Origin of the sequence: Rhodopirellula sp. P2 (assembly GCF_028768465.1) — a bacterium.
GTDB lineage: Bacteria > Planctomycetota > Planctomycetia > Pirellulales > Pirellulaceae > Rhodopirellula.
Window position 1 is genome coordinate 5,018,840 of sequence record NZ_CP118225.1, and the last position, 23,416, is coordinate 5,042,255.

At 56.6% G+C, this 23,416-nt stretch carries 15 protein-coding genes and 1 pseudogene; 12 read left to right on the forward strand and 4 right to left on the reverse strand.

Features of this window, described 5'->3' with window-relative positions:
- Window positions 1–27: 27 nt before the first annotated feature.
- The 6 genes from PSR62_RS17735 to PSR62_RS17760 all read left to right on the forward strand — a co-directional run bounded on the left by PSR62_RS17735 (window position 28) and on the right by PSR62_RS17760 (window position 8,306).
- Complete coding sequence (locus tag PSR62_RS17735) at window positions 28–612, forward strand: GNAT family N-acetyltransferase (protein WP_274404335.1); 585 nt, start codon at window positions 28–30, stop codon at window positions 610–612.
- 564 nt (window positions 613–1,176) lie between these two features.
- On the forward strand, window positions 1,177–2,061 hold the full coding sequence (locus tag PSR62_RS17740; protein ID WP_274404336.1) for a hypothetical protein: 885 nt from the start codon (window positions 1,177–1,179) through the stop codon (window positions 2,059–2,061).
- Between the two features lie 297 nt (window positions 2,062–2,358).
- Entirely contained in the window at window positions 2,359–3,057 is a 699-nt protein-coding gene (locus PSR62_RS17745) for a 3-keto-disaccharide hydrolase (RefSeq protein WP_274404337.1), read from the forward strand.
- Between the two features lie 709 nt (window positions 3,058–3,766).
- The gene (locus PSR62_RS17750) at window positions 3,767–4,033 is read left to right on the forward strand and encodes a hypothetical protein (protein ID WP_274404338.1); all 267 of its coding nucleotides are present in this window, start codon (window positions 3,767–3,769) and stop codon (window positions 4,031–4,033) included.
- 434 nt (window positions 4,034–4,467) lie between these two features.
- A complete protein-coding gene (locus PSR62_RS17755; RefSeq protein ID WP_274404339.1) occupies window positions 4,468–5,787 on the forward strand; it encodes a DUF1552 domain-containing protein in 1,320 nt (439 codons plus the stop codon).
- A gap of 2 nt (window positions 5,788–5,789) precedes the next feature.
- The gene (locus PSR62_RS17760) at window positions 5,790–8,306 is read left to right on the forward strand and encodes a DUF1588 domain-containing protein (protein ID WP_274404340.1); all 2,517 of its coding nucleotides are present in this window, start codon (window positions 5,790–5,792) and stop codon (window positions 8,304–8,306) included.
- A gap of 326 nt (window positions 8,307–8,632) precedes the next feature.
- Here PSR62_RS17760 and PSR62_RS17765 read toward each other — a convergent pair.
- Window positions 8,633–10,013, reverse strand: a pseudogene (locus tag PSR62_RS17765) (MFS transporter).
- Between the two features lie 268 nt (window positions 10,014–10,281).
- On the opposite strand from PSR62_RS17765, the gene PSR62_RS17770 reads away from it, so the two are divergent.
- The gene (locus PSR62_RS17770) at window positions 10,282–10,695 is read left to right on the forward strand and encodes a hypothetical protein (RefSeq protein WP_274404342.1); all 414 of its coding nucleotides are present in this window, start codon (window positions 10,282–10,284) and stop codon (window positions 10,693–10,695) included.
- Window positions 10,696–10,814: 119 nt separating this feature from the next.
- Window positions 10,815–11,063, forward strand: coding sequence for a hypothetical protein (locus PSR62_RS17775; RefSeq protein ID WP_274404344.1), 249 nt, complete (start codon window positions 10,815–10,817; stop codon window positions 11,061–11,063).
- A 128-nt stretch (window positions 11,064–11,191) separates the two neighbouring features.
- Here the strand turns inward: PSR62_RS17775 and katG are convergent, their stop codons facing one another.
- On the reverse strand, window positions 11,192–13,765 hold the full coding sequence (gene katG, locus PSR62_RS17780; RefSeq protein ID WP_274404345.1) for a catalase/peroxidase HPI: 2,574 nt from the start codon (window positions 13,763–13,765) through the stop codon (window positions 11,192–11,194).
- Between the two features lie 259 nt (window positions 13,766–14,024).
- Between katG and PSR62_RS17785 the strand changes: the two genes are divergently transcribed.
- From PSR62_RS17785 to PSR62_RS17795, 3 genes are all read left to right on the forward strand, one after another.
- Window positions 14,025–17,510 (forward strand): exo-alpha-sialidase, encoded by a 3,486-nt coding sequence (locus tag PSR62_RS17785; RefSeq protein WP_274404346.1) that lies wholly within the window; start codon window positions 14,025–14,027, stop codon window positions 17,508–17,510.
- Window positions 17,511–17,883: 373 nt separating this feature from the next.
- Window positions 17,884–18,882 carry an alpha/beta hydrolase family esterase gene (locus PSR62_RS17790; RefSeq protein ID WP_274404347.1) on the forward strand — a complete coding sequence of 333 codons (999 nt, stop codon included), beginning with the start codon at window positions 17,884–17,886 and terminating at the stop codon, window positions 18,880–18,882.
- Window positions 18,883–19,281: 399 nt separating this feature from the next.
- Window positions 19,282–19,785, forward strand: coding sequence for a zf-TFIIB domain-containing protein (locus tag PSR62_RS17795; RefSeq protein ID WP_274404348.1), 504 nt, complete (start codon window positions 19,282–19,284; stop codon window positions 19,783–19,785).
- 281 nt (window positions 19,786–20,066) lie between these two features.
- Here PSR62_RS17795 and PSR62_RS17800 read toward each other — a convergent pair whose 3' ends face one another.
- A complete protein-coding gene (locus PSR62_RS17800; RefSeq protein WP_274404349.1) occupies window positions 20,067–20,348 on the reverse strand; it encodes a hypothetical protein in 282 nt (93 codons plus the stop codon).
- A 20-nt stretch (window positions 20,349–20,368) separates the two neighbouring features.
- On the opposite strand from PSR62_RS17800, the gene PSR62_RS17805 reads away from it, so the two are divergent.
- Window positions 20,369–21,541 carry an aldo/keto reductase gene (locus PSR62_RS17805; RefSeq protein ID WP_274404350.1) on the forward strand — a complete coding sequence of 391 codons (1,173 nt, stop codon included), beginning with the start codon at window positions 20,369–20,371 and terminating at the stop codon, window positions 21,539–21,541.
- A 469-nt stretch (window positions 21,542–22,010) separates the two neighbouring features.
- On the opposite strand, the gene PSR62_RS17810 is transcribed toward PSR62_RS17805, so the two are convergent.
- A complete protein-coding gene (locus PSR62_RS17810) occupies window positions 22,011–23,303 on the reverse strand; it encodes a PQQ-like beta-propeller repeat protein (RefSeq protein WP_274404351.1) in 1,293 nt (430 codons plus the stop codon).
- Window positions 23,304–23,416: the final 113 nt, after the last annotated feature.

Below are 23,416 nucleotides of genomic sequence, written 5' to 3' on the forward strand. Positions count from 1 at the left end.
TCCGACTTCTTCTGACGCTACCTTTCCGTGATCATCCCCGAAAAGCCCGAGCACTTTGATGCGGTTCGCCAATTGACGATGGAAGCTTTTGCTTCTTCGACCTTCGGCCACCAGGGCGAGGCTGACCTCATCGAGACACTTCGCGAATGCTGCGCTGACACACTTTCATTGGTCGCGATCGTGGATCAACGCGTCGTCGGACACATTCTTTTTTCGCGGGCAGAAATTCGCGAGCCAACTTCTTTGTTAACGGATTCGTCGGAACTGGCTTCCCCGACACGGCGGTCTCCCATGCGGGGCATGGGGCTAGCTCCGATGTCAGTGCATCCTTCGCGTCAACGCAGCGGCATTGGTTCGATGCTGGTCAACGAAGGCCTCCGACGCCTCGATGAACTCGGCAACCGCTTCACGATTGTTGCCGGGCATCCAGACTACTACCCCCGATTTGGGTTTCGCCCAGCAAAAGAATTCTCCGTCTCGCACGGTTTTGCTGGCATGCCTCAGGAAGTGTTTTTCCTCCGCACTGCTTCGCCGTCTGATGACGCGGACCTTCCCAATGGCTTGGCGTATTACCACGCCGCCTTCGGTCCACAACACGAAACATCCCCATGAATTAGCCGACATGGTTCCGGCGGAGTCCACACTTTCATTTCTGTCGCGTCGATGATGTCTGCGACTTTCCCAGGACTCCAACCGCCTCGCCTACCGGGATGTACAACTGCGATCGTTTTCGTCGTCCAATACACCTCCCATGGCCGCTACGATCAAGGTCCACCCGGACAACTTCTCTTGCGGTTGTGAAAACGGTTTCGATCGCTGCACATCAACTGCTCGATGCGAGATCGTCCCAAGCCTCCGTGTTGTCGCCTACCAAGAAGAGCACATCGTGCTTCCATGCGTAGCGCCCGCGCAATCGATAGACCTGTCCCCTGCGATTTTTAGTGCATCGAATTTGTCTCTTCGGTCCAAGGCCCACGAAAACCAACATTCGAAGGACTCTAGCGACCGCTCATACGAAATCGCAGGCGTTGATTCGACCACTCCCAACCATCGTTTCACTACAATCCCCACCGACTTCACAAAGTCGTTCGAGGTTGTCGGTCCCTGCTTTCTTGGATTGTCCAAGTTGCCGCGATCTTGCGAACAAATCGACTTTTCACGAACAGGCCCGCCGTCATGCCAGACACACGAATCCTCGCGTTGCTGATCGCTGCTGTTGTCCCGCTGACCTTTTGTCATGCAGAATCGTCAGGTTATGACCACAACCGAATTGCAATGAGCTTTGACGGCAACAGCGCACCTGACAACGAATACAAATGGCCCACCGGAGACCCAGATGACTGGGGCGCCCTTCCTGCATCCTGTGCGATCATTGCGAAACTGGGACTCCAGGACAAACTGGTTCACTGTTCGTACAACAACTTCATCGATGCCCCAGCAGGTCCCGACGACAAAAACCAACTCAAGATCAGTGCGGATGGCGTGGTCGCGCATTGGGGGTTTGACCGCGAGGTGTTTTTTGATGTGACCAAGCAACAACGGCAGGCAATCCAAACCTTGGCAACGGAAATGTCCAAGTCGACCGCAGAGGATCCGCTGTACTACATTCACGCTGGCCTGTCGGAGTTTGTTTATCTCGCAGTCGAAGAGGTCGTCCAAAGCGGCAAGGCGGATTCACTATCGCACGTTCATTTGGTGTCACACAGTGCGTTCAACGAAAACGAACAACGTCGTCCCCATCATCGAACCTGGAACGACATTCAGAAGCTCAGCGGGAATCGAATCCAGTACACAAAGATCAAAGACCAGAACGACAAGGGAAACGCGAATCATCTGTGGCATTCGGGCAATGACTTCTCCGTTTGGTTCTGGATGCGAGACCACCCCCAAGAGGACATCCGCTGGATGTACTCCAGGCTCAAAGCACACCGCGGGAATGTGGCTGACATCTCGGATTGTGGGATGCTGTTCTACTTGCTCGTCGGAGATGCGGATGGTGGACCTGCCAAATTCCGCGAATTCATTGGCGATGGAATCGACTCTGCCAACCAATCAAAATAGTATGCCCTCAAGAATGGACTCCGACCAGCGTTTCACATTCGGTCAAACAATTGCCCCGAAGAATTTCGTCGGTCTGGGAGGAGCCCCAACGACGAATTGCATCCAACGTGAGACGCGAGAATTTTCTGGAAGCGTGCTGCGTGCAAAGGGGGCCATGCATTCGTTGCCAGCGAATCAACTTGCCAACACAATGACGCCTCCCCGCGAACCGACTGAAGAAGCCAACGAACGACTTCGACGCTCATTTCCAACGGTTTCCCTCCTGCCCAACTTCCCTCCCTCCATTTGGATGCCCTCATGAACGAACGCTTGCGCCTCATCCTCCCGTCCATGTTGCTAGCGATTCTTCTTCCTGTCAGCTCGCTGAAGGCAGATGAGTTTCAATCCCTTTTTGATGGCTCGACGTTGACCGGATGGAAGGCTTTGGACATGCGATACTGGTCCGTCCGAGACGGCGCGATCACCGGAGAGTCCACGCCAGAGATCCCCTGCACTTCCAACCAGTTTCTTGTTTGGCAGGGTGGCGACGTGGCGGACTTTGAATTGAAACTCAAATTTCGTGCGACAGGAAATGGCTGCAACACAGGGGTCCAGTTTCGCAGCGAAATCGATCCCAAAGGATTGGCGGTGGGCTATCAAGCGGACATCTACCAAAGTGGGCCTTACCTCGGTGGCGTCTGTGATGAACAGCACAAACGAGACGGCGAGGAGTTGCTGACTGCCAACGGAACCAAAACGGTGATTGATCCGTCGGGAAAACGAACGGTCACAGCCCTTGATGGGGAAGTGACGATGAAACCGCAGGGTGAATGGAACGACTACCACATCACCGCCCAAGGCCAGCACATCACCCTACGAATCAATGGAAGAGTTTCTTCTGAACTCATCGACCAGGAAGAGGGACACTACGATTTGAAGGGCATCTTGGGATTGCAATTGAGGTCTGGTCGACCGATGACGGTGCAGTTCAAAGACATCTTCCTCAAGCCTCTTTGATATCCAGGTTCGCGAACCGTTCGGACAACTCACTTCCGCGGCAATCGCCATGGCCTCCACGCTTCGCTGCTGCGGAACGAACCACTCGGAAGGAAGCCCGTTGGGAACGCCGACAGTCAAACGTTGACGGATAACGGCATAACCGGGACGAGTGGAGGCGTCATGAACGATGGCATTGTGCATCGGGCCCAAGCCATCTGCAGGGAAACTCTGCGCATCGACTTGGCGTGCGGACGTCCAATGCCGTCCCTCTTCATGGTGCGGCGGACGAGGGCCGTGTCGCATCCGGCGTTCGCCTCCCCTCCTTCTCGGCGACAACATCGGCCTGGCTGAGTCGAACTCATCGAATGTCGATGCTCGTTCGCCCCCCCATTCCCGCTCAAACAACTCACGTCCGGCGACTGGATCCTCCGCCATTCCTAGAGGGGTGATGAGCAGAACCAAGACCAGCCCCCCAGCCAATTCAGTCCGATGGTTGACGGCCATATCACGCTGCCTCGGCGGCGTTCGAAAAGCAAGTTTAAAAAGGCGGCGAAGCAATCCCCACTTACAAGAAGGACAAATGCCAATCCGAATTGTCACACATCCGATCGCATCGTCGTCCGTCGTTTGCATTCTCGTGATAACGCGGAAACAGACGGTCCCCTTCATGATGGCGAACATCTTGGTTCGCACCATTTGTCAGTTGTCTCCACCGAGGAACACAGTCATGAAACGTCGCGTCCCCAACCGTCGTCGCTTGTTCGTCCAAAACCTTGAGAATCGTCGTGTCCTCGCTGGTTGCATGGGCGTGGATGCTGCGACCGACGACCTGGCCACCAACGATACAGACGAAACCGATGTGGACTCTGAACCAGTCGATGACACCGAGGACGAAGCTTCCTCACTTTGCCTGATTCACGAAGAACTCGAAAGCATCTTCGCTGAACTGGGAAGCCGCGATTTGGCCGACGCTCAGATCTACATTCTGATCTGATTGTCACTTCCGCTGCGTTTCCGTCTGAATACGTTTTGCCTGGCCGAAAGGCCGTGAAAGGCTTCAAAATGCCGCCGTCGCACAAAAACTGTCAAACCTCGCCCAATAGTGGTAAAATGGTTTCCGGTAGCTTGGCGATAACCCGTCATCAAGGCCCCAAGGTTTTCACGCACGAAAACTCTGTTGTGGCAACCGGCGAGACAGCTAGGCTATAGACATTGTCTCCAACAGCGATTCATCGCTCCCGCCTTCGTCCTGCCTTGCTCCCTCCACCTTTCGCCAACCCACGCTATGCGTGCCGTTGCCGCCTCCATGCTCGAGCCTTTCGCGGCCGGAGCAGGTGAAATTAGGATGCACCGTCGGAAGAACATTCGGGTTCGGTCAGACCTGTTGATTCAAAACAATCGACCGTGAACCAAGTTGAAAGTTCGATCATGCTCAGTCGTAGAAATCTGCTGCAAGGAATCGCAGCGGGCGCGGGTGCCGCCTTCGCTGCCCCACTTTGCCCTGAGCGTCTGCTCGCATCTGCCAATGCGAACTCGACTCCCAAGCGAATCATCTTCTTCATGCAGAACCAGGGATTCGATCCCAAAACCTGCATTCCGGCTGGGATGAAGCACAGTGGATCCCTCGGCAAAGCGAAACTGCCCGAGCCTATCAGTGCGTTGGAGCCCTACAAAGAACGACTGCACATCATCAATGGTTTGCACGGCCTTCACACCAGCCCCTCGCACAGTGCGTTCTTTGGCGCACTGGGTGGGTACCGTGGCAGTGACGGGGTGCCGCCGAGTGGCTCGACGATCGATTATGAACTGAGCAAGGTTTTGCCGCAGACATTGCTGCCGCACCTGTGCATCGGCATGGACTCGATCGAGAACATGAAGACCAAACCCACCATCGCGACTTTGTCAGCCAGCGGTGCGGGATCGCCCATCTTCATGCATTCCAACCCGAATCATCTCTATCAGATGCTCTACGGCGGCATCTCATCAGGCGACATTCGATTGCAACACGAGGCGAGATCGAGCGTGCTCAGCCAAATCGAATTGCTGGCTGCGAGCAAAGGACAATCGCTCCCGCCATCCGATCAACAACGCTACGGCCAATTCGTTCAAGGCTTCCAAGAGGTCAACGGATTGCGAGATCGGCTGGACACCGTTTCCGATCACCTGCGGAAGTTTGCACCGGAAGTGGATGAGCGATACAGCAACCCTGAGTTTGAAACCGACTGGCATGATCGGCTGCTCGACCTAGGAATCTCCGCTCTCTCGTCCGGCATCACCAACACGCTGACCATTGGTTCCGGACGCGGCGAAATCTTCGGTGCTTGGAAAGGTCTGGGTATCGAACAACAAGGCCACAACTTGGGACACATGGACCAGCCCGACAATCCGATCTGGATCAAAATCCGGCAGTACAACAGCCGCATGCTAGTTCGGATCATGGAAAAACTGGACAGCGTGCCCGAAGGCAGCGGCACAATGATGGACAACACTCTGATCGTGTACACCAGCAACAACGCCGACAAACAGCACACCAACGGAGCGAACTGGCCGGTCATGCTGCTGGGCAACCTCGATGGGGCGTTCAAAAGCGGTTGCTTCACACAAATCGAGGGCAAGCGTCCGATCAACGCGCTCTACACATCTCTGTTGCGTGCCGCCGGTCAAAACGTCGACCGCTTCAACATGGATGACAAGATGGCGAAGAAGTATGACGACAGCAACGGTCCACTCAAAGAAGTGCTGGCATAGCAATGATGAAGTCTCGTCGAAGTGATTGCCCACGGTTGCTTGCATTGGTGATTGTGTTGTTCGGCATTGGCCCGTTGGCCCGCGCCGAAACGTACACGCCAGGTCAACCGATCGACCAAGACTTCGCGGGATTTGCGGAGCCGTTTTTGACGGACCACTGCATCGATTGTCATGGTGAGTCCGATCCAGAGGGCGATCTCTCACTGGAGAACCTGGGACCGGTCGACGCAATCAACGCGAGTGTGTGGACCAGCGTCTGGGCTCAGGTCAGCCTGCAGGAAATGCCGCCTCCGGACATGTCCCAGCCCGAGGTGATTGAGCGGTTGAAATTCTCGGACTGGATCGTCGGTGAACTTTCAGATGCCATGCAGGACAAAGGCGGTTTCCACGCTCACCGCGATCCCAACAAAGGCAACTTCCTCGATCACGATCTGCTGTTCGGTTCATTGCCAGAGGGCATCCAGCTCGTTCCCACTTCCTCGCCCGCACGCATTTGGCGGCTCACGCCTGACGAACATATCACGCGACTGAATGATCTGTTCAACGCAGAGCCGGAATACGATCCCGCCAAACCGGGACTGCGTGCCCACGGCGACGCTGTGCCCACCAACCACGGTGGCGAACTCAAACTCTATTTCGGTGTGGACCGCATCATTAAATGGCAGGGCGGGACCGTCGCCTACGCGACCGCGGTCAAAAGCGTCCCTGCGGTGCTGTCATCGCCCCGCGATCATGGGCTGGAAAACTACCCCGACTTCTCACCTGTCAACAGCGCGGAAGCAACCCAGATCATGGGGATTGCCGGTGACATCCTCCGCTACATGGTCGATGGCCCGCTCAGCATCGCTGAGCCCTACCAGATCACCGATGATCCGGAATCGATCGCCGACAAGATGCAGGGCGATCTGCGGGGCTTGCCGACCAGTTTGGTCTACAGCACCAAAGTCACGCGGCCCATCACTCCGGTCTATGACTTGATGAAGGAAGACGCCCCCACGGAAGAACACGTGCACTCCGCAGTGGATTTCCTATTCGAAGCGTTGACCTTTCGACCGCCGACAAAAACCGAATCCAATCGCTACATGGAGATTGTCGAGCAATCCATTGAAAAGCTGGGTAGGAAGGACGGTGCCGTCCTCGGCCTCTCAGCGATCTTCCTCGATCGTGACTCGCTCTTCCGGCCGGAGTTGGTTGAGAAAGGCGAAGCTGACGAACACGGCCGGGTCATGCTGCAGGATTGGGAACTTGGACTGGCGGTCAATCATGCTCTGCGCTACATCCAACCGGACGCTGAACTGCGGCAATCGATTGTCGACGGACGCATGCGAACTCGGGATGATGTGAAGCGTGAAGTCGAACGCATGCTGGCTGATGACAGCATCCGAAAACCAAGACTCCTTCGTTTCTTCCGTGAATACTTCGATTACGACCTTGGCGGTTACATCTGCAAAGACACGCGCGCACTTGGCGAAACAGGTGTCAACAACAAGGGCGTCGCTCATTACAACGCGATGTTCGATGCGACCGCCAGCACGGATCGATTGATCGAACTGATCCTGCAAGAAGACACTGATGTTTTGAAGCGGTTGCTGACGACCGACCAAGTGGTCGCTGGCAAGGCCGACAACACGTACTTCGGCAAACAGCGTTCTCGTGAAGAGATGGCTGCCTCGGTCGCCGCCGAAAAAGCTGCCGCGAAGAAAGAGGCTCTCGCACTAACCGCATGGAAGAAAGCCAATCCCGGCAAGGAACCGCCCGATGCCGCGAATGCCAAGAAGAAACCAAAGATCAATCACGCGGTCACAGAAGCCAACTTAACCGGACCGGAAATCTACGCTCGGGTGAGCCGGCGAAGTTTCGGTCGCGGTTCCATGAAACCTGAACGGGTTCTCGCGACCGCTCGCGAAGGCGAACGACTTGGCATCCTGACCCATCCGAGTTGGCTGGTTTCTCATTCGGACGCGATGGACAATCACGTCATCCGTCGCGGTCGCTGGATTCAGGAACGACTGATCGGCGGTGCGATTCCGGATGTCCCCATCACGGTCGACGCGATGCTGCCGGACGAACCCCGGACACCGCTTCGGGAACGCATGCGAGTCACACGGGAAGACTACTGCTGGACCTGCCATCGAAAGATGGACCCGCTGGGATTCCCGTTTGAAATGTACAATCACGCGGGACTGTATCGCGAATTCGAACATCGCCAGCCCGTCGACACGACAGGTGAGATCATCGATTCGGGAGATCCAGAACTGGACGGCAAAGTCGCGAACGCCTTCGAGCTGATTCAAAAACTGGGCGAAAGCGAACGCGTCGAACAGGTTTTCGTGCGCCACGCGTTTCGGTTCTGGATGGGTCGCAACGAGACGCTCAATGACGCTCCCGTTTTGCAAGCTGCCCATCGAGCCTACCGAGACAACAACGGCAGCATGAAAGCCCTGCTGGTATCATTGCTGACGTCCGACGCGTTTCTATATCGCACACGAAGCGAATCAGCATTGGCTACCACCAACTGAGCGAGTGAGCGTCAAAAGGTGAAGCTTCCTCGCGGAACGGTGCAAGCCGTCCACATCAATGGCGAATGGCCAACTTGAACTTTCGCTGCCAACTCGTAGGTCTGCCAAGTGAGCGTGAGTGCTCGTGGCGGTTGTTTGCCACCGAGGACACCGAGTTCACAGAGACAAAGTGACGGCTGAGCTCATGTCCAAATCGACGGAGAATCACCTCGGTGCTCTCAGTGACCTCTGTGGCTGCCCCACACCAACCGCGTCCGGAGCCGCAGGCAACTGTATGCCACCGGGCGACCAACGCCGTATCGCAGCATCGAGAACCACTTTCTTGCTCACACCGGGCGATCGGCTCGCCAGGACGCCGCGATCAAAACCACGGCCGCGACAGCACACAGCAACGTTGCGGGTCGATAGGCACCGACTTGGTCGTGGGCAACGCTGAACAAGTAAGGACCAATCGCGGTTCCCGCGACGACGATCGACGTCGAAAAACCCGAGATCGCACCGAGGTGCATGCGACCGAAAAAGCGAGGCCAGGTGACACCAGAGATGATGCCGAACATGCCTTGCATCAGCCCCATGCCCAACACCACAAACACGATGGAAACGTTGTCGCCTAAAAACGCCAAGCTCAACGCGAGTATCAAACTGCCGAGCGACTGCACCATCGCGAGGTACTTCAGTTTGACAAAATCGCTGAGCCAACTGCCGACGAACTCGACCACCACGCTGACGAATGCCGCAGGCACAAAGATCGAAACCGCCCGCCCCCGTGACATCCCTGCGTCCGCGAAAATGGAGACCACGTGGAACGAGAACGCTGTCAACAACAATCCCGACAGCACCACACTGAACGTGAACACCCAAAAGCTGTACGTTCGCCGGGCTTCGGAAAGCGTGAACTGGCGACCACGGACCGTTTCCGCGTGCGTCTTGCGGTCTTGTTTCGCAAACGGACCATCGGGAATCATCCCATGCTCTTCGGGACGTGATCGAGCGAAGACGATTGCGATCACAGCAAACCCCGCCACAATCACAGCAATCGTCTGCCATGCCCAGGCCCATCCACCACGCTGGATCAACCACTCGAAAAACGCCGGTGTGATTGAAAACCCAAACGAAATCGAGATCCCGATGAATGCCAGTGCCATCCCGCGTCGTTGTTCGAACCACTCCAAAACCATGTTGCGAGACGACAACGTCAGCATGCCCTGGCCGAAGAAACGCATCGCAAAGAAGCCGAGGGTCAAAACAGCGAACGACACACCGTCTCGGTAGCCACCAGGCAAGACGGAGGCGACCGCCCCCGCGATCAAGTCCGAGAAGCTCATTCCCATCAGCACGACTGCCAACATCGCGGCCGAACCGGCAGCAACCCACCGTCCACCGAACCGATCGTAGTAGCGTCCGGCGCGACTGATCAACACCGCGCTGCCAATCGTTCCAGCCAAATAGGCGAAGCTGATCCAACTGCGAGACAACTTGTGGGCATCGATCAGAAAATCGGTGAACACCGACACGCCCACGGTTTGCCCCGGCGCGCTCGCCAACACGCCCAACGTTCCACACACCAAGACCACCGTGCCGTAGAAGAATGGCACCGCAGCAGGATCGAAGGGAAAGTTCGAATACCTTGGACGCACTGGGCGTCCCTCGTTGGGTTGGTCAGAATGCATGCACACAGCCGAGACGTTGAAGTCAGAAGCAATGCATTGGATCGGGTCGTCGCGACCACGTCAGCGGGGATTGACACACAAACCCAATGCAATCGCTTGAAGCACTTCCGACGCTCCGCGATGATAAGAATGCCCCGTCGCAAAGACGTTCAGTCGTGGGCCGAGTCAGAGTTCTCACCTAACCCAATGCTTTGGAACCAACCTCGCAGTGAGCGCAACGGTGGCTTCCATTGAAATGGCCGCCCCATCCGGCTGGCGCCCATCGCGTGGTGCCACCTGTCCAACGTTGACTCCGAACAGGCATCATGATTCCCGACATCAACGAGCAACAAGAATTGCGAACCAACCCGGATCCCTTCGCGCCGCCACTCGAGATGCCGAACGGGAACGATCGAAAGCCGGAGTTCCGTTCCCGGGGCCGCGCCTTCTTGATTGGCTGTCGCAATGGTTTCCTTTGGTCCGTTGCGATCGGTGCTCCGTTGTCGTGGGTGATGGTTCCGGCAATGCCCAGACGCAGGTCCTTCGATGAGGCAGGCAACCTCATTCCATGGGTGGACGAAATCGGCTGGCTTGGATTGTTCCAGCTTGTCGCGCCAGGACTCGCCAGCATTTCTGCCATCTGGACCTTGTCAGCGGGTGTTGCAGAATTGATCACCCACATTCGCCAGCAGCGATCCATCGTCAAAGAAGCCCCCCCAGTCCAAGCGGAACGGTACTGAAGCCGCAGCGAGACAACACAATGGACGTGGCCCCACCCGTCGGGTGGTCGTGATACAATGCCGCCCGGTCGTTTTTCGACTTCACGCCTACAACAATGTCTTGCCATCTGGACTCACTCATGGAAATTCTTCTCAACATTCTGGCCATGACGGCAATGGCCGCCAGTGTCGTTGGCTGGCTTTGGATCACGGTGATGGCATTCAGTGAAGGCGAAATCCTCTGGGGTCTTGGGTGCTTGATCATTTCGCCCGTCTGCTTGATCTACGGGTTCCTGAACTTCCAAGAACTGAAGATCCCCGTCCTGATGCTCGCCATCGGACTTGTCGCAAGAATTGGACTCGGGGCGATAGCGTTCGCAACGACCTGACAAACCGTCGAGCGACCAAACCGAAGATCATCTCTGATGGGAGAGGGGCGCGTTCCATGCCATGGAGCTTCCATGCATGGACACCATGATCCGGCGACGCGACGGCTTTCATTGTTGGCTGCGTGGGATCACTTCGTGGCGACTTGCGTGTCATCCGCCGTCGCGTCTTTGACATCGAACCGATCAAGGTTCATGACTTTGGTCCAAGCGACAACAAAGTCCTCCACGAATTTCTCCTTCGCATCTTCGCTGGCGTAGACCTCGGCGATTCCTCGCAATTGCGAATTGGATCCGAAGACGAGATCCACACGACTGGCGGTCCACTTCAGGTTGCCTGATTCACGATCGCGGCCCTCGAAGAAGTGCTCACACATCGGTGATTGCTTCCAGACCGTGTTCATGTCCAGCAAGTGCACGAAGAAGTCGTTCGTCAACGCACCGGGGCGTTTGGTCAATTTGCCCAAGTCAGCGAGCGGACCGGCACCAGCGTTCGTGTCGAGGGCTCGCATCCCGCCAATCAACACCGTCATCTCAGGGGCCGTCAGCGAGAGCAAGTTGGCTTTATCGACCAACATCTCTTCCGCGGGACGGTCCGCGTTGTGACCTTGGTAGTTGCGGAACCCATCGGCAATTGGCTTCAGCGGTTCAAAGCTCTCCACGTCGGTCATCTCCTGCGTCGCATCGGTGCGACCGGGCGTGAACGGGACTTGGATCGCATGTCCCGCCTTCATTGCCGCGGCTTCGACACCAGCACAACCTCCGAGCACGATCAGGTCTGCCATCGAAACTTGTTTGCCGTCTTTCCGCGAACCGTTGAATTCCTTTTGCACGACTTCCAACGTGGAAAGCACCTTGGCCAATTCGGATGGTTCGTTCGCTTCCCAGTCCTTCTGAGGTGCCAAGCGAATCCGAGCCCCGTTGGCTCCGCCGCGCATGTCACTGTTGCGGAACGTGGACGCCGACGCCCAGGCAGTGGAAACCAACTGAGACGATGACAATCCGGTCGCGAGGATCTTTTGCTTGAGTTGCTCGACCTCTTTCGCTCCGATCACATCAAAGCTGGCTTCGGGAATCGGATCCTGCCACAGTTGCGGTTCAGGAACGCTGTCGCCGAGCAATCGCGAAACGGGCCCCATGTCTCGGTGCGTGAGCTTGTACCACGCTTTCGCGAATGCCTTTTCAAACTGCTCTGGGTTGTCATGGAATCGACGCGAGATCTTGCCGTATTCCGGATCCATTCGAAGAGCCAAGTCGGTGGTGAACATCATCGGCGCGTGTGACTTCGAGGCATCGTGGGCATCCGGCACGGTGCCCTTGGCTTTCTCGTCGGTGGGCGTCCACTGCCAAGCACCGGCGGGACTCTTGACGAGTTTCCACTCGTATCCAAACAGGTTCTCGAAGTACCCATGCGACCACTCGGCCGGCGTCGACGTCCAGGCACCTTCCAAGCCGCTGGTGATTGTGTCACCCGCGTTGCCAGTCCCGTGCGTGTTGATCCATCCCAGACCCTGCGCGGCCAAGCCTTCGCCTTCCGGTTCAGGTCCCACGTTGCCTTCCGGAGTCGCCGCACCATGGGACTTGCCGAACGTGTGGCCACCCGCAATCAAGGCAACGGTTTCTTCATCGTTCATTGCCATCCGCGCAAACGTTTCGCGAATGTCCTTGGCCGCCGCGATCGGATCGGGTTTGCCATTCGGGCCTTCCGGGTTGACGTAAATCAATCCCATCTGCACCGCAGCCAACGGGTTCTGCAAATCGCGATCTCCGCTGTATCGTTTGTCACCGAGCCACGAGGTTTCCGGGCCCCAGTAAACATCTTTCTGCGGTTCCCAGACATCTTCGCGGCCGCCAGCAAATCCAAACGTTTCGAACCCCATGTCTTCGAGAGCACAGTTGCCGGTCAGCACCATCAAATCGGCCCAAGAGATCTTGCTGCCGTACTTCTGCTTGATCGGCCAAAGCAATCGACGGGCCTTGTCCAGGTTCGCATTGTCAGGCCAACTGTTCAGCGGTGCGAAACGTTGCGTGCCATCGGATGCACCGCCGCGTCCATCGGACACGCGGTAGGTCCCAGCGCTGTGCCAAGCCATCCGAATGAACAACGGCCCGTAGTGACCATAGTCAGATGGCCACCAGTTTTGCGAGGTCTTCATCAATCCCTTGATGTCCGCTTTGACCGCAGCCAAATCCAACGAGTTGAATTCAGCGGCGTAGTCAAAGTCCGCTCCCATCGGATTGCTCTTCATCGAATTCTGATGAAGCATGTCGAGGTTCAATTGATTGGGCCACCAATCGCCGTTGCCCATCGCCCCAGCGACAGTGTGCCGATTTGGTCCGGCTGGATTTCCCATCACCGGACACTGGCTGATTGCGTCCGCTTGTGACGTTGCCGATTTGACGGACGTCTCTTCAGCCATCAACCCAGCGGTGCTGGAGGCGGCCAGACATCCGACGGTCAGCACGAGCGGCCGAATCGAAACGGGGCCGCGAAAAATTCGCTTCGCGAATTGCCGGCAGACATTCGCCATTGTTGGTGGTTGCGTCGTGTTGTTTTCGATGGAATTCATGGTCCGCGTCCTCAGGAAAGTTGCAAACGATTCCCAAGCTGATTCGCTCGGGGCAAGTGGGTCACGTCCTAGTATCGGGCCGGGAGCAGAAACGTCCAATGCATTTACCACATCTTTCGCATGCACAAAACGCATGATCTAACCAGAGCGGTAGGGAGCAGCCCGCAACCACATCCAATCCGTATGGGAAATCACTGACCAAAGCGATGCCGACGCTCAAAATGCACTATCATGCGACTTCGATCGCAAACGCGATTCCTGCCTGTTTGACACCCGCCCCACCTTTGTCGCCCACCGTCCGAATCCGTGGTCACTTCCGTTGACCTGAACACCGGCCTGCCTGAACACCGGCCTGCCTGGATGCGGCGACGAATCCCCACTGATTGGAAGAGCCATGCCTCGGCCGACGATGCCTCCCCGTGCTTTGACCACACGCGCATTCGCAGCCCTTTTGGTTGGAATGTTGACCTGTGCCACCGGCTTGGCCCAGCGACCTCCCACCGGTGTTCCTGAGGGAGTCGAGAAGGTCCTGCGGATCGGGCCACGCCCCGGCAACGCTCGCAACAGCGAAGGGGACTTTGTTCGGTTGAAGGATGGACGCCTGCTGTTGGTCTACACCAAGTTTGTCGAGTCAGGCGACCACGCCCCAGCGGAGTTGGTTTCCAGAGTGTCCGCCGACAACGGTGTGACTTGGACGAAAGAAGACAAATCCGTGATCGCACGCGGAGACAACGACTCCAACTTGATGTCCGTGTCCCTGTTGCGGCTTCAGGATGGCCGCCTCGGATTGTTTTACATCCGCAAGTACGATCCGACGCCCGAAGCCAAGCACTTGTTCTTGGACGACATCATGATGCGAACCAGTTCGGACGAAGGGGAAACCTGGTCAGAACCAACTCGCGTTGTCCCCCAAGACAATCCGTCCTACAGCATCCTGAACAATGACCGAGTGATCCAGCTTCGCAGCGGTCGCTTGGTGGTCCCACTCGCGGTCCATTACCGCGTTGGCTGGCCTGCTTACCGCAAATCCGCCGAGATGGTTTGCTACCTTTCCGATGACGGCGGTGCGACGTGGCAACGCAGCGAAACGGCATTGTCGTCCGAGTCGTTGGCACAGGAACCTGGCGTCGTTGAGTTGAGCGATGGTCGGCTGATGATGTTCTGCCGAAGTGGCGATTGCCAATTGCTGTCCTATTCAAGCGATCAAGGTGAGACGTGGTCCGAACTGACGCGGTCTACTTTCACTCAGCCCACCGTTTCGCCCGCCTCGATCGAACGCATTCCGTCCACCGGCGACCTGTTGATGCTGTGGAACAATGGCGACGACGAATTGTCACCGAAGCAGCCCGTTGGAAGACGCCCATTCACCGCCGCGATCTCCAAGGATGATGGGCAATCGTGGCAGAACGTCCGCAACGTCGGAACCGATCCGGAGGGCTGGTATTGCTACACCGCGATCGAGTTTGTTGACGACCATGTTTTGCTTGCACATTGCGAGTATCCACGGTTGAACTCGTTGCAACTGACCCGAATTCCGGTGTCGTGGTTCTACGAGGGCGATGAGGTCTCGGCCAGCGGCGGCAAGGCTGCAGAAAAGGCGAAGATGGACTCGCTGGACTATTCCATCTCCTTGGACGTTGCCCACGAAGGCTTTGACGGCAAGGAATGCTGGGTGCATGCCCGTGTCGGAGCAATCCCGGAATCCAATGGTGATCCCACCTCGGTCATGACCACTCAAAAGTTGCTGCTCTCGGGATCGGACGTCTTTTACCGCCTGCATGAATCTCGAACGTCAGCGGGATCCGAATCATGGACCAAACTGAGCCCCATCGACTCGTTTTCTCGCCAGAAAGTTCAGAGCGATGTCATCCCACGCGGCGGTGAAGGGGCACAGGAGTTGTTGCAAGAAGGCGACGAAACCACCGTCTGTGACTTCGTGCCCCAGTGGCATGCGGCGAGCCAGCGTCTGCTCGGGATTGGGCAAACAGTCTGGTACAGAAACAATCGTGTCATGCATGTGCGGCCACGCGGGATCGCGTACAGCGTGATGAACCCAAAGAATGAAACGTGGGACGATTGGAAAGTCGTCCAGCTCCCCGATGAACTGCGGTTTCAAAGTGCGGGTTCCGGCAGTGCCCAGCGAGTTGACCTGCCCGGAGGCGACGTGTTGGTGCCGGTGTACTGCAAAGAGCCGAACCAAAAACAGTACTCGTCCCTGGTCGTGCGTTGTCGCTTCGATGGCGAGACGCTGCACTATGTCGAGCATGGCAATGCGATGACCATCCCGGTCGACCGGGGCTTCGTCGAACCTTCCCTGACCCACTTCAAGGATCGGTTCTACCTCACGCTTCGCAACGACCAACATGGATATGTCACCACCAGCGATGATGGCCTGCATTTTGAAACTCCCCAACGCTGGACGTTTGATGATGGAGAAGAACTGGGAAACTACAACACGCAACAGCACTGGGTGACTCACAGTGATGGGCTGTTCTTGGTCTACACGCGTCGCGGAGCGAACAACGATCATGTGTTTCGCCACCGGGCTCCACTTTTCATCGCTCGTGTCGATCCCGACAAGTTGCAGGTCATTCGATCAACCGAACGAGTGTTGGTTCCAGAACACGGAGCCCGCTTGGGCAACTTCGGCGTCACTCGTTACTCCAAGAATGAGACTTGGGTGACGGTCACCGAATGGATGCAACCCCAAGGTGTCGAGAAACACGGCAGCGACAACCGAATCTTTGTGGCCAAGCTGAAATGGAACCAACCCAATGAACTCGCATCATTGGAAAGCACACCGGGAATCGAAGCCGATCCAACCGCGTATTGCCAACCACCGAAGAGCCTCGCCGAAGAGTTCGGTGACTACCGGTCTCCCCTGGTCTTTGAGAACGGGACTCAGATCACGCAAGCAAACCAGTGGCCGAAAAGACGGGACGAGATTCGTTCCCGATGGGAAACCATGCTGGGCGAGTGGCCTGCGTTGATCACCGATCCTCAAGCCAAAATCATTCAATCGGAACAAGACGGCACGTTGACGAAGCACACCGTCGAATTCCAATGGACGCCCACGGAGAAGACGACCGGGTACCTTTTGATTCCCAACACCACAGAGTCCCAATCGAAAGGTTTGCCCGCTGTCCTCTCAGTCTTCTACGAACCTGAAACAGGCGTCGGCGAAGGAAAACCTCATCGCGATTTCGCGTTGCAGTTGGCACGTCGTGGCTTCGTGACTTTGTCGATCGGCACGACGGAGGCGTCGCAAGCTAAAACGTATGCTCTGTATCACCCGTCAATTGACGACGCGTCGGTTCAACCCTTGTCGATGCTTGCCTACGCCGCCGCGAATGCTTGGCAAGTGTTGGCCGACCGCCCCGAAGTCGACGCGAATCGAATTGGGGTCGTGGGGCACTCCTTCGGCGGCAAGTGGGCGATGTTTGCCGCGTGCCTTTCCGAGCGTTTCGCTTGTGGGGCGTGGTCGGACCCCGGTATCGTGTTCGATGAAACGATGGCAGGCGTGAACTACTGGGAACCGTGGTATCTGGGCTATCACCCACGACCGTGGCGCAAACGCGGGATGATCACCGACGACAATCCGGCTCATGGGCTGTATCCGAAATTGGTGACAAAGGGTCACGACTTGCATGAACTGCATGCCTTGATGGCGCCACGTCCATTCCTGGTTTCGGGCGGCTCGGCTGATCCGATTCGTCGCTGGGCAGCACTCAATCATTCGGTCGCCATCAATCAACTGCTGGGGCACAATGACCGGGTTGCCATGACGAATCGTCCGGATCACTCGCCTAACGCGGATTCGAATTCGTTGGTTTTCGCCTTCTTTGAAAAACACTTGGCGACGAACGAGCAGCCGCTCTGACGAGTCCGATCACTGAACCCACGCAAAGGACTCGTTGCCTTGTCCATTACGCTTGCGGTCTGATCCCGTCGCCGGATTCGCCAAAAATTCGGATCGCAACAGGTCCCCGTAACGCTGCCACGTTTTGATTCAATTTGAAACACTCGCGACCGTCCAACAAAGTTATCGTGTCATGGACCGGTATTCAGTTTGACGCTGATTCACAACCGAATTCGGTAGCCGGATTCGCCAAGAATTCGGACAGCAACACCGAACTCGGTAGCCGGATTCGCCGAGAATTCGGACAGCAACACCGAACTTGGTAGCCGGATTTGCCAAGAATTCGGACAGCAACACAAATCCCGTGGTGCCCTCGATGTCTCGCAAGAAAAGTATGCTCTTCCGATTGACCGTCTCAGCAATCGTGATGACCGTTGTGTCATTCGGATCAATCATCGGTTTCGCTCAATTCCGCTTGCGATCCAAAGCGACTGGTACGAGCGTCTCGGTCAAGCACGACGGTTTGGAACGAGAATATCGAATTCATGTTCCCGAGAATTTACCGGCCGATGCCAAAGTCCCATTGGTTGTTTGTTTTCATGGTGGAGGTGGCAATTCGCGCACGGCGTCGGTGATGGGGCTGACTCCTGTCGCCGATCGAGAAGGGTTCATCGTTGTCTATCCAAATGGAATCGATCGACATTGGAACGATGGCCGGGAATCCCCCATGTTCGCTGAACAGGATCAATCCATCGACGATGTCGGGTACGTGATGGGATTGATCGAACGGGTGTGCAAGAAACATCCCATTGATCGAGATCGCATTTTCGCCGCGGGGTTGTCCAATGGCGGTTTCATGACTCAGCGATTGGCCATCGAACATTCCGATACGTTTGCCGCCGTTGCCGTGATCATCGCCACGATGGGGGAACCGCTCAGCAAACGATTTGAACCAAAATCCCCGGTTTCGATTCTGTTCATGAATGGCACGGAGGATCGATTGGTTCCCTACGAAGGCGGTCCCGTTGGCAAGCCAGTGACAAATCGATTCAACCAAGTCAAAGGTCATGAGGACGCTCCGCGAGGACTGGCGATTTCAACGGACGAAGCGGTCGCCTTGTGGGTGAAGCACAACCAGACGCAACCCGAACCGAAGGTTGAACTGGTGCCGGACACCAACCAAGAAGACCACTCTCACATCGAAAGCAGCCTTTGGGTAGGCGGCGAACGGGGGACTGCCGTGATGCTGTACAAAGTCGTCGGCGGTGGACATTGTCTCCCTGGCGGGTCGCAGTACTTCCCCGCGAGACTGGTCGGGTATCCCAACCAAGACGTCAAAGGGTTTGATTTGGTTTGGGACTTCTTTGAAAAGCACGCTCGGCAACCCCAGTGACCAATCAGTGCAGTGCCGCGTTGAACCCCAGGGGACCGGACAGCACACCGCACCGGCGGCTGATTTCAATGCTTGGCCGTGTCGCTTGAACACGTGTGGGGGCATGCCAATTAAGCAGGTACGCAGGTGTCATCGGGTATGTGAGCCGTTGGCGTTAGCCACGGTTTTCACACGCAACCGGGGCTAACGTCCAAACGGCTCACATGGTTGTGCCCGATCATTCCAGCCGACCTGCTTAGTGCATCCGTCACAATCAATCGGATCGTTCCGTCTTGGCATCAATGCACTCGTCCGCAAGTCACAACTTGTTCTCATCCAATCAATCCGTGACCCAGGCTTCCAACAGCAAAGCGGTTTGCTGGAAAGTCATGAATCAGTTGAATTGTGGAAGAGAACCCGATGAATTGCGAATCTTGCGGTGCGCCCGTGTCACGAATGGGACGATCTGGACGCTACTTCTGTGACTATTGTTCCCGCCTAGCCGTCGCAACTCCGCTCCAAAACTCAGAAGACGGACTCGTCCTGACCGGCACGTCGTCAGAGACATCCTGCCTGACCTGTGATGACACTCATTTGGAGATCGGCTCGCTGGGCACCTATCCAGTTCTAGGATGCAGGCATTGCCAAGGAGTTCTGTTGAACCGAGCCGCGTTTGCCAAACTGATTCGAGAACGCAGGGAATCGTATGACGGCCCGGAACGAACTGGTGAATTCGATCCCGCCTTGGATGGGCCCCGCGATCACCATTCGCGACTGACGTGCCCGAAGTGCTGCCTTTCGATGGACTCATTCTTCTACGCTGGACCAGGCCGAGTTGCCATCGACTCCTGCGGACGGTGCGAGAACGTTTGGCTGGACTGTGGAGAGATCGCTTCCATCACGGAAGCCCCCGGACTTCGCTAAGCAGTTCGGCAGGAGTCTTTCAGCATTTGCCTTTTTTTGTGTAGCGTCGTTGGTCCCACGTACAACCGGGGCGAACGCCCAAACGGCTCACATCGTTGCACCCGATCAATCCTGCCGACCTGCTTAGCTGGATACGCAGATGTCATCGCGTACGTGAGCCGCATGGCGTTAGCCACGGTTCCCGAGCCCAATCCCCATGTAGGCACTCTTCCATCTTGCATGCCAAGAGGTGGCCGCGTTCGCAGAAAGCGATCTGCGATGGTTCTTTGGCGGACACTCGTTTAATAAAATCCGGCATCTCGCGGCAGGTCGGTGAATCGGTTCAGCGGACACAATCGACCGTTAGGCAACCATAGCGGCAGTGTCGCTTCCAACGTGAACGATGCGACCTCTCTGGCGACTCGGCAAACGCTCTCGAACGTGCCTCGTGTAGCACTTTGAATGGCGGTAGCCAACGGATGCTCGCCATTGAAACAATCTGCCAACAATCGATAGGCGACGCCCGAGCACTCCGGAAGCATTTGTGATTTCGCGATCCGGTCTGTGAGTTCGCGTCCACCCATTCATCCTTCACGGAAACCTCATGCTCACCCGAAGAAATCTGTTGCAAGCCAGCGCGGCCATTGGCGTTGGCTCGGTGATCAGCCGTCCCGCCGCTGCGCAAGCCTTGAAGGTTCAAATGTCCACAGGCGAAGTCATGAAGACCAAGGGGTTGGTGGATACCAATGAGGCCTTGCCCAGCAATTCCAAGATCGACGGACAACGCTATCGCCCCACATCCCGAATGGGACTGGGCGGACTGGCCGCCGGAAATGGATTCAACACCATTTCTGATGACGAAGAAATCCTCGCCATGCTGAACCAGGCTTGGGATTCTGGGATCCGATACTTTGACACCGCACCGTTCTACGGGCTGAGCCTGAGCGAACGGCGATTCGGGGATTTGCTGCGTAACAAGAAACGCGAAGATTATGTTCTTTCATCGAAGGTCGGACGGTTGCTCACGCCGTCCGCTGAACCGTTGCCCAAACGGTGGCATTGGGCGAATCACTCACCTTTTCACTACCACTACGACTACACGGCAGAGGGAACGCGACGTTCGGTCGAAGACACCCTGCAGCGCATCGGTGTCTCCTCGCTCGACATCGTCTTCATTCACGACCTCTCACCGCAAAACAGTGACTTTGGTGCGGACTGGCTCAAGCACTTTGACGAAGCCGCCAAGGGGGCCATGCCCGAGCTCACTCGAATGCGTGAGGAAGGCATTATCAAAGCCTGGGGATTTGGGATCAACAGTCCCCATGCGATCTACAAAGCCGTCGACATCGCGGATCCCGACATTTGTTTGTTGGCACTTCAGTACTCGATCCTGGACCACCAAGAAGCGTTGGAGAAAACCTTCCCACTGCTGGATGAACGTGACATTTCGGCGGTCGTTGGTGCTCCTCTCAACGGCGGATTTCTCGCCGGACGAAACCGTTTCAACTATTCCAGTCTGATCCCGGATCCAATGAAGAAAAAGTTTGCTGCGATCAGTGCAGTCGCAACCAAACATGGGATCGACATCAAAACCGCCGCCCTGCAATTTGCAGAGGCACCCTCGACTGTTTCAGCGATCATCCCCGGGGCTCGCACTTCCCAACAGGTGAAGGAAAACGTCGCGTCGATGAAAGTTGCAATTCCGGAAGCTTTCTGGAGCGAGCTGAAATCCAAAGGGCTCATCGCCCAAGACGCGCCCACTCCGGTTGCCAGTTGAGCACTGCACAGTCAATGACTGTCGCCGTGGACGAAGTGAGAGTCCCTTGGGCAGCTGGCACGTTTCGATCGAGCTTTGTGAAGCAGGATGGGTACTCTTGCCTGTCAGCGTCGGCCAAGACCACCCATCACAACCCGACGCGTCAGCGAGCGACGCCCCCAACTCCCACGACGGCCCCATCCGGGGCGACCTATTGTTTTTCGGCATCGGTCTCCCGGGGCTTCCGCCCCGAGCGAAGCAACGCGTGAACAACAAGTGACGATGTTAGCGGTGTGGCGCAAGCCGCCCGGTGAGGAACCGGAGGGCTCGCGCCCAATACCGCTACGTCACTTGTTGTTCACGTGGTCCTAAGCACGACGGCCCCATCCGGGGCGAAACCCAGACGCCAGCCACCATTCATTCCTGCTTCCCTGCTTCCCTGCTTCGCCGAGCGTTGTAGGACACAACATTCGCGACAAGAATCAACCGGCTACTCCTCGATCCGGTAAATCGCATCGGCCGTTCGCATGATCAAGGCGTTGGCGTCCACGGCAGCCGAAGCCAGCGTGCGTTCGCCAAGATCGTTTTCCGCCAGCACCTTGTATTTCGGGCCTGTCGCGATCACCGTCGTCTCGCCGGATTCGTTGGTGTAGTGGATCTTGCCATCGACCAACACGGGTGACGATGAGAAACCGCCGCCCACCCGTTTCTTGTAGACAACGTCGCCGGTAGCAGCGTCCACGCACATCGCGATTCCATCGTCACTGATTGAGTAGAGATACTCTTCGTCAGCGAGCAGCGACGGGGTGTGGGGCACGTTCTTGTTGATCGACCATCTCAGGTGAGTCTCCGTCACATCGCCTTGCCCTGTCGGGTCGATCGCGAGCAGGCTGGGCGTGTCGTAACTGGTCGAGAGATAGACCAACCCGTTGTGGTAAATCGGTTTGGGAATGACGGAGTAACCCGAGTAGAACAATTCCCAAATCACGTTTCCGCTTGCCGGATCAATCGCCAACACGCAATCGCTTCCCGGTGCGATGACTTGTTTCTGCCCCTCGATGACAATCGTCAACGGTGTGCAAAACGAAAACTTCTTCTTTGCATCGTTGGGGCGTTTGACTTCCCAGGCGAGCTTGCCGGTTCCGGCATCCAATGCGACGACCTTGGGATCTTTGGCACCATCGCACGTGAAGATCAACTTGTCATCGACCAAGACCGGCGTGCCCCCGTTTCCGTGGACGGGTTTGAAGAACAGATCGCGATTTTTCCAAATCAGGTTCCCATCGAGATCGACACACGCCGTTCCCTGATAACCAAAGTGCACAAACACTCGGTTGCCATCCACGATCGGCGTGGGGCTGGCATGCGAATTCTTCTTGTGGATCCGAGCACTCTTCTCGGCTGTTTGCCGCATCAATGGCACCGACTTCAAAATCTCGCCATTCTTCGCATCCAACACGATCAACGTCAGTTCGTATTCCGTCGCCTTCGCGTCAGATTGCTGATCGACCGGAATCGCGGCTGAAACATAGATCCGTCCGTTCGCGATGACAGGCGACGACCACCCCTGACCTGGCAACTCCGTTCGAAAGGCGATGTTCTTTTCACGGGACCATTCCGTCGGCACGCTGGTGCCAGCCTCTGCGATCCCGTTGGCCGACGGTCCTCGGAAGACATTCCAGTCCTCTGCAGCGGCGGGATGCCCCGTCGAACCGAGGGCACCCAAGGTGGTCGACAACACAAGGATGCAAATGGCAAGGTTGCCAGATCTGGGAGAGGTCATGAATGGTTCGCTGCAAAGGATGGCTGGCAGGAAGATGCAAAACAAATCGCAACTCATGATAGCGGATGATCGGTCAGGTAGAATCAGCTGCCGCGTGCGATGACTTCCATCTC